At 69.0% G+C, this 14,249-nt stretch carries 7 protein-coding genes; 3 read left to right on the top strand and 4 right to left on the bottom strand.

The genetic code is table 11. The annotated features are described in order from the left end of the window. The first annotated feature begins 251 nt into the window (after positions 1 to 251). A complete protein-coding gene (locus tag KGQ19_RS50785; protein WP_212006920.1) occupies positions 252 to 6,638 on the top strand; it encodes a ricin-type beta-trefoil lectin domain protein in 6,387 nt (2,128 codons plus the stop codon). Between the two features lie 198 nt (positions 6,639 to 6,836). On the opposite strand, the gene KGQ19_RS00050 is transcribed toward KGQ19_RS50785, so the two are convergent. Further along, positions 6,837 to 7,367 carry a hypothetical protein gene (locus tag KGQ19_RS00050; protein ID WP_212006921.1) on the bottom strand — a complete coding sequence of 177 codons (531 nt, stop codon included), beginning with the start codon at positions 7,365 to 7,367 and terminating at the stop codon, positions 6,837 to 6,839. A 337-nt stretch (positions 7,368 to 7,704) separates the two neighbouring features. On the opposite strand from KGQ19_RS00050, the gene KGQ19_RS51605 reads away from it, so the two are divergent. Both KGQ19_RS51605 and KGQ19_RS00060 read left to right on the top strand, forming a co-directional pair. Beyond that, positions 7,705 to 11,031, top strand: coding sequence for a DEAD/DEAH box helicase (locus KGQ19_RS51605; RefSeq protein WP_212006922.1), 3,327 nt, complete (start codon positions 7,705 to 7,707; stop codon positions 11,029 to 11,031). Continuing rightward, the gene (locus KGQ19_RS00060; RefSeq protein WP_212006923.1) at positions 11,009 to 12,031 is read left to right on the top strand and encodes an NAD(P)/FAD-dependent oxidoreductase; all 1,023 of its coding nucleotides are present in this window, start codon (positions 11,009 to 11,011) and stop codon (positions 12,029 to 12,031) included. Before KGQ19_RS51605 ends, KGQ19_RS00060 begins: the two co-directional genes overlap by 23 nt. A gap of 34 nt (positions 12,032 to 12,065) precedes the next feature. On the opposite strand, the gene KGQ19_RS00065 is transcribed toward KGQ19_RS00060, so the two are convergent. The 3 genes from KGQ19_RS00065 to KGQ19_RS00075 all read right to left on the bottom strand — a co-directional run bounded on the left by KGQ19_RS00065 (position 12,066) and on the right by KGQ19_RS00075 (position 14,234). Continuing rightward, positions 12,066 to 13,349 carry an MFS transporter gene (locus KGQ19_RS00065; protein ID WP_212006924.1) on the bottom strand — a complete coding sequence of 428 codons (1,284 nt, stop codon included), beginning with the start codon at positions 13,347 to 13,349 and terminating at the stop codon, positions 12,066 to 12,068. Then, positions 13,346 to 13,858 (bottom strand): GNAT family N-acetyltransferase, encoded by a 513-nt coding sequence (locus KGQ19_RS00070; protein ID WP_212006925.1) that lies wholly within the window; start codon positions 13,856 to 13,858, stop codon positions 13,346 to 13,348. The genes KGQ19_RS00065 and KGQ19_RS00070 overlap by 4 nt, the downstream gene beginning before the upstream one ends. Positions 13,859 to 14,030: 172 nt before the next feature. Continuing rightward, on the bottom strand, positions 14,031 to 14,234 hold the full coding sequence (locus KGQ19_RS00075) for an MbtH family protein (RefSeq protein WP_212006926.1): 204 nt from the start codon (positions 14,232 to 14,234) through the stop codon (positions 14,031 to 14,033). Between the last annotated feature and the right edge of the window lie 15 nt (positions 14,235 to 14,249).

The raw sequence follows: 14,249 nt of genomic DNA on the forward strand, positions 1-14,249 counted from the left end.
CCTCGTCACCGTGGCATTTCAGAACCCTTAGACCGTGGTATTCGCGGGGACCGTACTTCGGCCGGGCAATCGCGGACAAGGCCCTGGCCTGTCCGGAAGTGTACGGAAAGCGGTCCGGCCTCTCGCTTGGAGTGAGGACTCTTACATAACATCTGAGCGCTCTGCCCCAGCCCACGACCGAGAGGAACCCCATGAGGGGTTTGAAGCGAACAAGGGCCGGAACGCGCGCGTCCTGGCTCAGACCGGGAGCGGTGGCGCTGCTGGCGCTGTCGACTCTGGCAGCACCGACCGCCACCGCCGACGCAGCCGCCGGCACCGGCACCGGTGGGCACACGGCGCTGGCAACGGCGACGGCGACCCCGAAGCCGCCGTCCCCGCCGAAACCCACACCGTCGCCCACGCCGACCACGTCCCAGACGAAGCCGGCGACCGGCGGCAAGGCGGCGAATCCCGGCCGACCGACGACGCCGGCGCTGCCCGCGGCACCGGCGTGGACGCCGCCGAAGCCCAGCCCGGAGCAGCAGGCCGAGCAAGACAAGTTCCAGTCCGAGGCCGCGGCGCGGGCCAAGGCGAAGAGCACCGGCAAGGCGGTGCCGGTGGACGCGGACACCACCGAGACCACACTGGTCAGCGCCAACCCGGACGGCTCCTTCAGCGCCGCCACCTCGCTGAACCCGGAGCGGGTCAGACTCAACGGGGCCTGGACGCCGATCGACGCGACCCTGACGCTCGCCGCCGACGGCTCGGTCCAGACCCGGGCGACGACCCTCGGCATCACGTTCTCCGGCGGCGGCACCGCGCCGATGATCCGGCTCGACGACCGATCGGGCCACGTCCTGACGGTCACCTGGCCGACCGATCTGCCCAAGCCCACGCTCAGTGGGACGGCGGCAACCTATCCGAACGTGTTCCCCGGCGTGGACCTCGTCCTGACCGCCGGTGCGTCCACGTACTCCGAAGTGCTCGTCGTCCACGACGCCGAGGCGGCGGCGAACCCGGCGCTGAAGACCATCCGGCTTGGTATGTCAGGGCCCGGGCTCACGGTGAGCGCCGACACCGCGGACGGTGTGAAGGTCACCGACGCCGCCGGGAACCGAGTGTTCAGCGGTCCGCCGGCGGCGGCCTGGGACTCGGCTCCGGCCACGGCCGCCGGCACGGCCGCGGCGGCGGCACCGGCCGCGCCGCTTCCGGCTCACTACACCGCACTGCCCACCAAGGCCGTGCCCGGCGGTGTCGAGCTCACCCCGGACCAGCAGTTGCTGACCGGCGCTGCCACCAAGTACCCGGTCTTCATCGACCCGGCCGAAGGCTACGAACCGGGGTACTGGGCCGAGCTCTGGTCCTGTCCGGCCTGGCGGCAAACGGCGTTCATCGGCATCAACTCCTCCCAGAGCATCACCTACCCCGGCGGCGGCACCAATCAGAACGTCATCCGGGCGGGCTACTACCCGGGAGGCGCCTGCGCCGGCCCGGTGCGCTCGATGTTGGAATTCGAGATCGCCCACTACGGGAGCGATGGCGACAACATCAACAGCGCCAGCGTCGACATCTACGAGCAGGACCCGGGTCCGAACTGCGTCGGCACCGACCTCTGGACGGCCGATCCGGTGGACGGCCAAACCGGATATCCGTACCCGACGTGGTACAACACCGCCACCGTCGACGGCTTCTGGCAGGGCACACGGATCGGAACGGGTGCCTGCCTCGGCGGTAACAACCAGCACGTCGAGTTCAACGTCACCTCCCAGGTGCGGATCGGGGTGGGGGCGCGCAATCCGGACATCACGTTCGGCCTTCGCACGACGAACGAGGCCTCAGGCAATTTCGAGGCCTTCTACGTCCAGAACAACGGCGCCTACGACCCGACGATCAACGTCAACTACAACATGCCGCCGACCATCGGCGCGACCCAGATGGACAGCACGAACGGCTACCTCCCCAAGCTCCCGGGGGCCAGCCCGAGCTACCTGGTCCACACCACGGTCGCCGACGCCGACACCGGCCGCACGCTCCAGGTGACCTTCAGTTCCCCGGGCTGGCCGGGCACCGTCACCCAGAACGTCGGGTCCAACGCGCAGCCGGGTATCGCGGTGAACGTCACCGCGGCGATACCAGCTTCCTGGTTCACCGACGGCACCAGTTACGCCATCGCCGCGCAGGCCGAGGACACGTGGTCCGGGCTGGTGGCGACCGCGAGCTTCAATCCCTCCTACACCGCGGCCTTCTCGCCGCCATCCCAACCGACCATCACCTCCGGCACCGATTCCTCCGGCGCGGCGTACTTCCCGCCGAGCGCCATCGGCCAGCAGGCCACGGCCCCCGCCGGGACCGCGGTGACCAACGCCTTCCACATCGCGTCGACCCTCACCCACGCCAACGCGCCGAAGATCTGGTACTTCGACTACGTGGTCAACGGCGACTCCTCGTTGGCCGGTCCCAACAACTGCACGGCGCCGATCGAGTGCGGCGAGCAGGGCACCTCCACCAACGACATGTACCTGAGCATCAACAGCGCCGTCACGCACGCCGGCATGAACTCCTTGTTCGTCAAGGCGTTCGACATGGCCGGCAACATGTCGTGGAACAGCGAGTACGACTTCTTCGTGCCCGCCACGTTCGTGCCGACCGTGTGGGGCAGTGTCGTCGGCGACTCGATCCCCGACATCATGGCGATCGCGCCAATGGACCCCTCGACCGCGGGCAGCCCGTCGCACCTGGTCACGTTCCCCACCGACATGGACCCCTCCAAGTCGGTGACGCAGGGCTGGGCCGGCAACTGGCTGGAGTCGTCCAAGACCACGGACGCCCCGGACGGGGTGTCGTGGGCCGGCTCGCTCATCACGCACCGCGGCGCGGACCGGGTACAGCCCTACGACGATCTGTTCGCCTGGAAAAACGGGCAGCTGTACTACTACATGAACACCCTGATGTCGACCTCGAACCCGACGCACAGCCCGGTCGACGCGTTCACGAAGACCCAGTACTCGGTGGTCAACCGACCCGTCTGCACCGCCTGCGGGCCGAGCTACGCCGGGGACTGGTCGAAGGTCCAGCAGATCGTCGCGCTCGGACCCGAGGCCGGCGGCGTGCCGGGCTCGACGACCGCGAAGACCAGCCTGATCACCGTCGAGGACGACGGGGACGGCGGGGCGAACCTGTGGTTGTTCGACGCGGCGGGCATCGGGCAGGTGCGCGCCCCGCGGCTGATCGCCTCGTGCAGCATCGTGATCCCGGGCCAGGCGCGCTGCCCGGCCGGCTGGAACTGGGCCAAGACCACGCTCGTGGCCCCGGGCAACGCCGCCGGGCACCCGGCCGGCGCCGACGGCAAGGCCGCCAGCGGGCTGCCCGACCTGTGGGTCCGCGACAACACCTCCGGCACGCTCTACATGTTCCCCAACCGGCTGGTCGGCGGGGTCGAGGATCCCACCGCCCTCGGTGACTTCGCCACCCGCGTGCAGCTCGGCGGAGCCGGACAGTTCAACGCCGACACCTACCCGTCGCTGTTCTCCAACGGCAACGTCGAGCAGGGCGGCAACGGACTGCCCGACCTGTGGGCGCTGACCCCCAACGGGCAGTTGAACCTGATCCAGTCGCCGTCGAACACCGGCGGCGCCCCGATTCCGAGCACCAGCATGCAGACCGTGTCCTCGGCGGGCTGGGCCGGCAGCTACGGCCTGTCCACTATCGACACCGCGCCGCTGAACCCGGGGACGGGTCCGCTGACCCTGACCCCGCGGACCGGCGCGCTGATCTGCCTGGACGACACCGGCGGCTCCGCTGCCGACGGCAACCCGATCGCGACGTCCGACTGCGACGGCACGGTCAACCAGGCGTGGACCTTCGCCAGCGACGGCACAGTGCGCTGGACGGGCTCGACGGACGCCAACGGCGACTACAACAAGTGCCTGGACATCAAGGCCGACTCGACCACCGACAACGGCACCTTCCAGGGCACGCCGGTCCAGCTCTGGGACTGCGACACCAGCGCCGGCAACGGCGGCAACCAGAAGTGGCAGATCCGACTGGATCCGAGCGGAAAGGGAGCGCTGTACAACCCGCAGTCAGGGCTCTGTCTCGATGACCCGGACTCCACCACCAACAGCGGCACGCAGTTCTGGATCTGGAAGTGCACGAACGGGAACAACGCCCAGCTGTGGGTCTTCCCCGGCACCGCGGGCGGCGATCTCAAGGGCGAGGCGGAGAACCTGCCGATCGAGCCCGGCGCCACCATCGCGCCGGTCGTGCAGGACAACTGCTGCGGCGTCACCTGGTCCGACAACGCGCAGCTGTGGTTTACGGCCACGTCGGCCGGTTCCACCTTCACCATCGACTACTACGTGCCGATCGCCGGTACGTATGTCGTCGCCCCGGCGATGACCAAAGCCCAGAACTACGGCACCGTCCAACTGTCCATCGACGGCCAGGCACCGCTACCGAACACGTTCGACGGCTACAACCCGAGCGTGACGACCGGTGCGTTCCGCTTCGGGACAGCGAGGCTCAGCGCCGGCACCCACAAGTTCACGTTCACCGTGCCCGGCAAGAACCCGGCCGCCAGCGGCTACGAGGCCGGCATCGACAGCCTGAACCTGAATTGGACCGCTGACACCGACCCCTACCTCTCGGTGAACTTCCCGGCCAGCGCGCTGGTGGGAGTAAGTACGACCACTGACGCCTCGGCCTCGCTCGGCGGCGCCGACGCCATCTCCGGCTACACCTTCGACTTCGGCGACGGCAGCACGCCGGCCACCGGATCGCAGGCCACTGCCAGTCACGTCTACACGGCCCCGGGCACCTACACCATCACCGCCACCGCGACGGACTCGGCGGGCGAGTCCAGCACGCTGGAGAAGCAGGTGAGCCTCACCACCGGTCCGAGCAGCGTGTGGAAGCTGAGCGACCAGACGGGCACCACGGCGGCCGACACCGGGACGTCCGCGGCGCATCCGGCGGCCTTGAACGGCGGCGCCGCCTTCAACGCCGGCGGCTACATGATGCTCGACGGCTCCACCGGCCACGCCGCCACGGCCGCGGCGGCCATCGACACCACCAAGTCGTTCACGGTGTCGGCGTGGGTCGACCTCAGCGGTTCGAGCGGCTATCAGACCTTTGTCACCCAACAGGGCAACCAGGCGGGGGGCTTCCATCTGGAGTTCGAGAACAACGGCAGCCAGGGCGACAACTGGACCTTCGCCCGAGCCGCCTCCGATACCGCGAACGCCGTGGTCCAGCGCGCGAACAGCCCGGCCGGGCTGCCGCAGGTGGAAACCTGGACGCACCTGATCGGGACCTGGGACGCCACCACCGGGGCGATGGCGCTGTACGTGAACGGACAGCTCGTCGGCACCGGAAGCGACACCACACCGGTCGCCTCGACCGGCCCGCTGGACATCGGACGCGGCTGGTCCAACGCCACGGCGAACAACTACACCGGAGGCGGCATCGCCGACGTGCAGGTGTACCAACAGGCCTTCGACGGCGATCTGGCGTCGTGGCTCTACCGGAACTCCGGCTTCACGCCGCCGGCCGCGCCGGTATACGCGCTGGCCGCGCCGACCGCGCTGACCAGCTCCGACGGCACCGCCGCGGCCTGCGGCACCGACCCGGCGAATCCGGCGACCAGCACCAGCGCCACCCCGGCGCTCGGCGCCACGCTGGCCGACCCGGGCCTGCACGCCGACTTCGAGATGCGGGACGTCACGGATCCGACCCTCGCGCCGCCGCTGTACTTCGGCGGCGCCGGGGGCGCCACCGCCCCTGGCGCCGCCGTCAGCCTGACGGCGCCGACACTGGTCAACGGGCACGAATACGCGTTCTCGGCCCGTTCCCATGACGCCGCCGGCACCATCTCGGCCACCGCGCCCTCCTGCTATCTCCGGGTGTCCGTCGGCGGCCAGACGGCCGTCCACGGCACCGGTGCGGTAGGCACCTTCATGGACAACACCATCTACCCGGCCTCGGCCGGGCCGATCTCCTGGGCCGGCCCGGTCACCACGCTCACGTGGCAGAAGGACGGGAACCTGGTGCTGTACAAGAAGGACGGCCGGCCGATCTGGGCCTCCAACACCGCCGGCAACCCCGGCGCCACGCTGGACCTGCAGAACAACGGCAACCTGGTCATCCGGCCCGGGATGCCGCTCATGAACAGCACCGGCATGCTGATCGGGGTCGGCCTGTGGTCCTCCGCGACCGCCGGCACGAACGCGTACGCGCTGGTCGAGCAGACCGACGGCAACGCCGTACTGGACTCCCCCACCGGGGCCGCGTTCGGCACGAACGGCAACGTCGAGACGTTCGCCAACCTGGCCGTCGACAACTGCCTGGACAGCAGCAACGGGTCGGTCTACACCGGCGCGTGCAACGGCGGCGGATACCAGAACTGGATCATCATCCCGAACAGCGACGGATCCTGGGAACTCCAGGACTCGGCGTCCGGCCAGTGCCTGGACGGCAACGGCACCTCGGTGTACGCCAGTCCCTGCGGCAGCGGCAACGACTACCAACACTGGTTCGCCATGTGGACCGGGACCGGCTGGATCCTGACGCACAAGGTGTCCGGGCAGGTGCTCGACAGCAACACCGGCGGCACGCCGTACTTCAACACGCGGAACGGGGGTAGCTCGCAGCAGTGGCACTGACAGGCTCCTGATACGGGGCTGAAGCGGGCTCTTTGGAGTCCGGGGCCGGGGCGGAGTCTTCTCCGCCCCGGCTTCGCCTTTCGTATCCGGTACCCGAGCAGCGCGTGGGGCGCCTCCGTCGGCCGGGACTTCGCCGCCGGCCTCGGCTCGGTCAGCCGGGTAGGCGGCCGGGCAGCCGGTGACCGGCGGCTGGTCAGGTCACCGGCCCATGGCCGCGATCTCGGCGAGGACCTCGTCGTAGTACTCAGCCGGCGCGACCAGGATGCCGCGGAGATACAACGGCATCGCGTCGCTGTCTTCGTCGATGTCGCCGTCGAACGGGATGTCGTCGCGGGGATTCCAGTTGAGGCCGAGGGAGAGTCCCGGCACCAGTGGGTGGGACTTCTCCCGGTGGTCGACCGGATAGCCCGCGGCTTCGATCTGCTCCATCAACTCGCGGGCCGGAGTCCGGAACACGTCGATGCCGCGCCACGTGACCGGCACGTCCGCGTCGTCCACGTACGGGCGGGCGATGTCCAGCGAGGTCAGGGTCTTGCCGTCCTCCGAGCAGAACATGATGTCGAACTGCGGGAGCTGCGTATAGATCCGCATGAAGCGCCACTTCGTCGGCGGGCCCTCGTTGCCGACCCTGATCTCGCCGAGCGCCGCCGCCGCTGCCTTGAGCTGGTCGACGGGCATGCCGAAGCGGAAGCCCGTGATGCCGTTCGGTGGATCCAGTTCGATGTGCACCGCCGTTACTTGAGACGCCAGGTCCTGGTCGGTGATCGCCGATCAGGAAGGCGGCGAAGTATGCGCTTCGCTCCGTGCCGGTCCTGGCCTAGACGCACGCTCGGCGCTCACACACAACTTGCCCAACTGCGTGATCACCCGTGCACTCAACGCGACTGCGCGTCCACCAGATTCAACGGCGACTGGGGCGGCAGTGGCGGGAAATCCACGTTAAGGAAACCGCTTCGTCCTGGTTGGGTACGCTGTTGATCAACAGCGGAGAGCGGATCGTTGGTCGGTGGGGGTTCAGGTGGCACGGGGCAGCGATCAAGGGCAGGTCGTCAGGTTCTGGCGGGCGGTGGAGTTCTTCAGCCCTCCGTCGATCCGGGTCAAACCCTCCGATGACGGGGTATTCGTCCTACAGCACAACAGAGTGCCGCCGTGGCACCCGCAGCACCCGGTCCACAGGGACGAGGAGTTCAAGCTGCGGAAGGGCTGTACCTGGCAGCACACCGTGTTCGGTGGCGTCTTCGCGCTGGAGCGAATGCGCGACGCGGTGGTGGACGTGTTCGGCGACGATCCGCGGTACCGCGACGAGCGGTTGTCTGGACGCACAGCCCTGTTCGCGCTGACTGTGACCGCTACAGGCAGGGTCGTCAAAGACTCCGCAGTACTTTCGACCTGCGCATGGGCAGTGGGCAGGACACTCAAACTGGGACCGCAGGACCCGAAGTGGCTGGATGACACCGACTGGAGGCTCGCGCAAGCCGAGTTCGGCGAGGCGGTGCGGTCCCTCGCCGGCCCAACGGTCCCAACGATCGGTCAGGCGGGGGCGAAGAAGCTGATCTCGCCGGACGAGGAGACAACTCCAGAACCAGGTGCTACGGACGGCACATCCGGTGAGGCAGGCGACCACGATTCGGACTCACCGGTCCCCGGCGACCGCGGTCGGCCGCTGACCGCCGCCGATCTGTTGACTCTGCGTACGACGCTGGCCCGCCAGCTCGGTGTGGAGCAGGCCCTGGACCCGGCATCGGTCTGGGTCGTCAGCCGCCAAGTGCCGACCAAGGCAGCGGAGGGCTCGGGCAACGACTTTTTGAACAGCTTCATCCTGAACGACCTTGCCCGTGCCGCAGAGGCACTGGATGCCGGCAGCGCCAGCGCTCCGCTGACCGCATACCTGTGTCCGGGCGACGCGATCGACACCGTCTCCCGCATCGACGTGCGAGAACGACCCGATGCCGTGCTGGCCGCCACCGAGCCGACGCGGACCCCCGCTGGACGCTGGGTGTCGAAGACAGCGCACCCGCTGGTACTGAGCCAGCAGTTCGCCGTGAACCGCATCCTGGGTCCGGAAACGGCGGACAGCCAAGTCCCGGTGTTCGCCGTGAACGGCCCGCCAGGCACCGGCAAGACCACAATGCTGCGCGACGTGATCGCCGGCCTGGTGGTCCACCGTGCCGAACGATTGGCGGAGCTGTCCCGGCCCGAGGCCGGATTCGTCGGCGGGCTCTCGTGGAGCACGGAGAACTGGCGTAAGACCGTTCGGCCGCTCAAACCAGAACTGACCGGCTTCGAGATGGTCGTGGCGTGCGCCAACAATGGCGCGGCCAAGAACATCACCCACGAGTTCCCCGGCCCTACGGGCATCGACGACTCTTGGTGGGATGCGGCGCGCGACGTCGACTTTTTCGCCGACGCCGCCTCGATCGCCCTGGGCCTGGAACAAAGCAAACCGGACGGGCGAGCGTGGGCCGCGCTCGCTGGAGCCCTGGGCGCGATGAAATATCGCAAGGCCTTCGTCCAACGGATCTGGTGGGGCGTCACCGCTGAGGAGGAAAGGTCAGCGGCGCGTGAGGAACGGGACCCCGAGCGCAGCGGAGCCGGACTGGCCGACATCCTTACAGCGCATAATAGAGGCGGCGAACCCGTCGACTGGCCGGCGGCCGTGGCACGGTTCAGGGCCGCGAAGGCAGCCGTGGACGCCCTGGCCACACTGCGTCAGGCCGCTGCCGATGCCGGACGCGAGATGGCAGACCTCGCCTTGACCATCAAGGCACTCACCGAGTCCGCAAACGACCTGCGCCGCCGAACACACCGTGCTGACACCGAGCGCGAGGAAGCCGAGTCCGCGCTCTCCGACGCGACATCCGCTGGGGAGACTGCCCGGCAGGCCCGCGCGGAACATGCCACGTGGCAACCGAAGTTCTGGGTAGTCCTGTCCACTTGGGGGCGTGCGGGACGCGAGTGGAGTGAGCGCGACCGGACGCTGGCTGCCGCCGTGGACACCGCTGACGCCGCGTGTGCCGTCGTCCGGCACGCGGTGGACGACGCTGTCGGCCGCTCCAACCGCCTGCATCGCCAACTCACTGAGACCACAGACCAGCTCACAGCCGCCACCAGGCAGCTTGATCGGGTCCAAGACAAACAGAAGCAGGCCCTGTCCGCCTGGCCGGGATATGTGCCGACATCCGAGGTGCTGGCTGACGACGCACAGCGCGAAATGCTCGCCCCCTGGAGTGACCAGCAGATCACGGAGGCACGCACCCGGTTGTTCCTGGAAGCACTGCGACTGCACAAAGCCTTCATACTGGCGAACGGCCGGGTCATGCGACAGAACCTGTACGCGGCCTTCGACGTCATTAACGGCACGGTCCCTGAGAACGTCGACCATGAGGCCGCCAAGGCGGCATGGCAGTCATTGTTCTTGGCCGTCCCGGTCGTATCCACCACCTTCGCCTCCGCCGGCCGCCTGTTCTCCCACCTCGGGCCTGAGGACCTCGGGTGGGTGTTCATCGACGAGGCCGGCCAGGCGGCGCCACAGAATGCCTGCGGTGCGCTCTTGCGCGCGCGACGTGCGGTTATCGTCGGCGACCCGTTGCAGCTCGAACCCGTCGTCACCCTCCCCCACACCGTGCAGCAGGCACTGCGAGAGCACTTCGCAGTCGACGAACAGTGGCTACCCGGCTGGACCTCCGTGCAGGCCGTCGCCGATCGGCTGGCGCCGCACGGCACATGGCTGGACGTGCCGGGCCCGGATGGAACCACGGACCGGACCTGGGTCGGTGCACCGCTGCGGGTCCACCGCCGCTGCGACGATCCGATGTTCACCATCAGCAACACCATCGCCTACGGCGGAACCCTCATGGTCAACGGCAAGCCGCCGGTCCAACCCGCGCACGACCCTTACACAGCCCTGCCGAGCAGCCGGTGGGAGCACGTCGAAGCACCAGACGCGACCGGAACTTGGATCCCCGCCGAAGGCGAGCACGCACGCCGAATCGTCGATCGCCTGCTCGCCCAAGGAGTCGATCCCGCCCAGATCAAGGTGATCAGCCCGTTCCGCGATGTCGTTGACGGGTTGAAGGGGCTGAAGCTCAACCTGCCCGGTGGCGAAGCCGTCGGTACCATCCACACCATGCAGGGCAAGGAAGCCGACATCGTGCTCCTGGTCCTGGGCAGCGATCCGCGCAAACCGGGCCAACGCGGATGGGCCGCCGCCAAGCCGAACCTGCTCAACGTCGCCGCTTCCCGCGCGAAGCGCAGGCTCTACGTCATCGGCAATCGCGATCTTTGGAAGAACGAACGCTACTTCGCCGAATTGGCTCGTCGTCTCGAAACTCGATTACGGACGGAAGCCGCGGAGGCTAGGGTCCCGAGACGTGAACAACCCACTGGCGAGTAAGGACTTGGTCGTCGTCGGCGCCGGCATCGTCGGTGCGTCGGTGGCGTATCACGCCGCTCGGGCGGGTGCCGCGGTGACGTTGGTCGACGCGGGGCGGCCCGGCTCCGGCGTGACGGCGGATTCGTTCGCGTGGATCGGGGCGTCCGGCGTGCGTGAGGGGCCGGCCGCCGGGCTGCGAGTCAGCGCGACGGAGGAGTACCGCCGGCTCGAGGGCGAGTTGCCGGGGCTTCCGGTGAGCTGGTCCGGATCGCTGAGCTGGAACAGGCAGGAGAGTGTGCCGGAGGCCGGGCCCGGGCAGACGATCGTGGACGCGGCCACCGTGGCGAGGCTTGAGCCCGCTGTTCGGCAGCCTCCGGAGTGGGCTGTCTGGGCGCCGGGTGAGGGCGGTGTCGACTCGGTGGGTGTGACCGAGCGGCTGGTCGCCGGGGCTCGTGCCCGCGGGGCTCGGGTACATCAGGATACGTCGGTCACCGTGGTGCGCCGGGATGCAGCGGGACGGGTTGCCGGGGTCGAGACGACGGCGGGATTCCTTTCCGGTGCGACGGTGGTGCTGGCGGCCGGAGTCGCCACGGCCGCGCTGGGTGCGCCGCTCGGGGTGCGTGTCCCGGTCGAACCGTCGCCGTGCCCGCTGTTCCGGCTCCGCGCCCCGGCCGGTCTGGTGCGCACCGTGGTCAGCACCGAGGACTTCGATCTTCGGCAGGTCGCGGCGGACCGGCTGATCGCCGCCGCGGACTCGCCGGAACGGATCCTTGCCGCTGTCCGGTCCACTTTCCGCGGTACCGAGAGCGTCGAGCTACTCAGTACCCGAATCGGGGCGCGTCCGATGCCGGTCGACGGGGAGCCGATCGTCGGCCCGGTCGCCGCGGTCCCCGGCCTCTACCTGGCGGTGATGCACTCGGCGGTCACGCTCGCCGCGGCTGTGGGGCGCCTGGTCGCGCGGGAGGTGGTCGACGGGAGCGTTGAGTCGGTTCTGTCGGGCTGCCGGCTGGATCGCTTCTGACGATCCCCATAAGAACCATCCCCATGAGGATGAGTTATCCGGCGTCCGAGTCTGACGGCAGGCGCGCCATGGACTTGATCCCGCCGCTGAACGTGGCCACCGCGGCGGAGACGGCGACCAGCAGGGGGAAGGTCAGCAGCGCCGGGCGGCCGGCGATGTTCGCGAGGAGGAATCCGGCCAGGGCGGGGGCGAGGGCGGCCGCTGAGGTGGCGGCGAGGAGGATCACGCTGACCACCCGGCCTTGGAGGTGGTCCGGGGTGACCGCTGCCTGGTAGCCGAACAGGGCCGCGTTGGCGGTGGGGCCGAGGAAGATCGCGAGGGCCAGGGGTGCGGCGGCGGCGATGCCGGTGGCGAGGAGCACGCTGATCGCCATCAGGGCGGCGGTGGACCAGCAGATGGCTCTGATCAGGGTCGGCAGGGGCAGGCGGCGCTGGAGGGCCGGGGCGCTGAAGGCGCCGAGGAGGCCGCCGGCTCCGATGATCATGGTGGCCACGCCGATCAGGACCGGGGACAGTCCCGATCGGCGCAGGGAGATGGTCATCGCGAAGATCATCCCGGTGAAGGCCGTGTTGAGGGGGATGGCGACGACGATCAGGGATCGGAGGAAGGGGTTGCTGAGCACGAACCGCAGCCCCTGTCCGCGCCGCCCCGTCTTGGCGGGGGTCGCCGGCAGTTCTGGGCGGGGCTGTTGCAGTGGCCTGCGGATGCACAGGATGGCCGACAGTGAGAGCACGTAGCTCACGGCGTCGCCGAGGAAGGGCAGCGCTGTGCCCAGCCCGAACAGCAGCCCGCCCAATGGTCGGCCGGCCAGCGTGGTCCCGTACGACCTGGCCTCGTTGCGGGCGACGGCGGAGACGATCTGGTTCGGGCGCACCAGGCTGCGGACCGCGGCGAATTCCGTTGTGGTGAAGACGGCGGTCGCGGCAGCGCTCACGGCCACCACCGTCATGATCACCGCCAGGCTGGCCCTGCCCGCCACGACCGCCCAGGCCAGCGCCGCGTATCCGACCAGCCGGACGGCGTCGCACAGGATCATCAGTCGGCGCCGGTCGAAGCGGTCGGCCAGAGCGCCGGCCGGGAGCCGGCAGACAGTGGCGACGACCAAACCGGCCGTGCCGACCAGCCCGGCCCGCGAGGGGGAACCGGTCAGCCCGAAGACCAGCAGGGGCAGCGCCAGGTCGGAGACGGCGCTGCCCAGGTCGGAGAGGCACTGGCCGCTCCAGAGCAGGTTGAAGTCGCGGTTGCGCCACAGGCTGGGCTGCCGGTCGGCCTGCGGCGCGTCCGCGTCGGTGTCATTCTCGGTGACGGATCCTGTCATGCGGGATCCGTCGTGGAGATGACGAGCATCTTCGTCACCGTGCCGTCGTCGCCGACGACGTCGCGCAGGTGGCGGAACCCCAGCCGGCGGCACATCTCCAGGCTCGCGGTGTTGTCCGCGCCCACCATTCCGTAGGCCTCCTTCAAGCCGCGGTTGTCGGCGGCGTGGCGTAACAGCCCGCGAATCACTTCGGTGCCCACGCCCTTGCCCCAGAAGGGCGGGCTGAGCGCGACGATCATCTCCTGGCCGTCGACGTTGCCGGTCTTCTTCAGCTCGGCGTGCCCCGCGAAGGTGCCGTCAAGCCACAAGCCCCAGACGTCGAACAGCTCTCTGGGGTACACCTCATCGCGGACCGCGCGGAACAGCGCGCGCAGCTCCGGCTCGCTCGCGCGGTCCTGGCCCATCCAATGGCACACCTCCTCGTCGCGCAGGAGAGTGACGAAGTGGTCCTCGTCTTCGTCGCGGTAGGGAATGAATTCCAGGCGTTCGGTGCGCAGAACAGGGGTCACGGCGACCTCCGTTAGGTGTGAGCGGGGCGGCACCGCTCGCCGGTAATCGGGTGTGGGGAGTGCAGAGGTGACCGGGCGCCGGGTGGTGACCGGCGCCCCATCGCGCGGTGGTTCAGGCCTTGGATATACAGATCAGACCTTGGAAATACCGATCAGACCTTGGAAATACAGATCAGGCCTCGGAGTCCGCCATGCGCTCGCGCAGGCTCCGCGGACGCATGTCGGTCCAGACTTCGTCGACGTAGTCGGTGCATTCGGCTTCGGTGCCCTCCTTACCGACGGGCAGCCAGCCCGCGGGCACCTCGATGTCGGCCGGCCACAGCGAGTACTGCTCCTCGTCGTTGCGCAGCACCTGGTAGCGGGTGTTCTCGTCCATGTCAGACTCCTTAGT

The organism is Catenulispora pinistramenti (genome assembly GCF_018274385.1).
Classification (GTDB): Bacteria; Actinomycetota; Actinomycetes; order Streptomycetales; family Catenulisporaceae; genus Catenulispora; species Catenulispora pinistramenti.

What these genes read in the sequence shown, in the direction of transcription:
- KGQ19_RS00075 (WP_212006926.1), bottom strand. Translation starts at nt 14,234, where the DNA reads ATGGACGAGAACACCCGCTACCAGGTGCTGCGCAACGACGAGGAGCAG.
- KGQ19_RS00065 (WP_212006924.1), bottom strand. Translation starts at nt 13,349, where the DNA reads ATGACAGGATCCGTCACCGAGAATGACACCGACGCGGACGCGCCGCAG.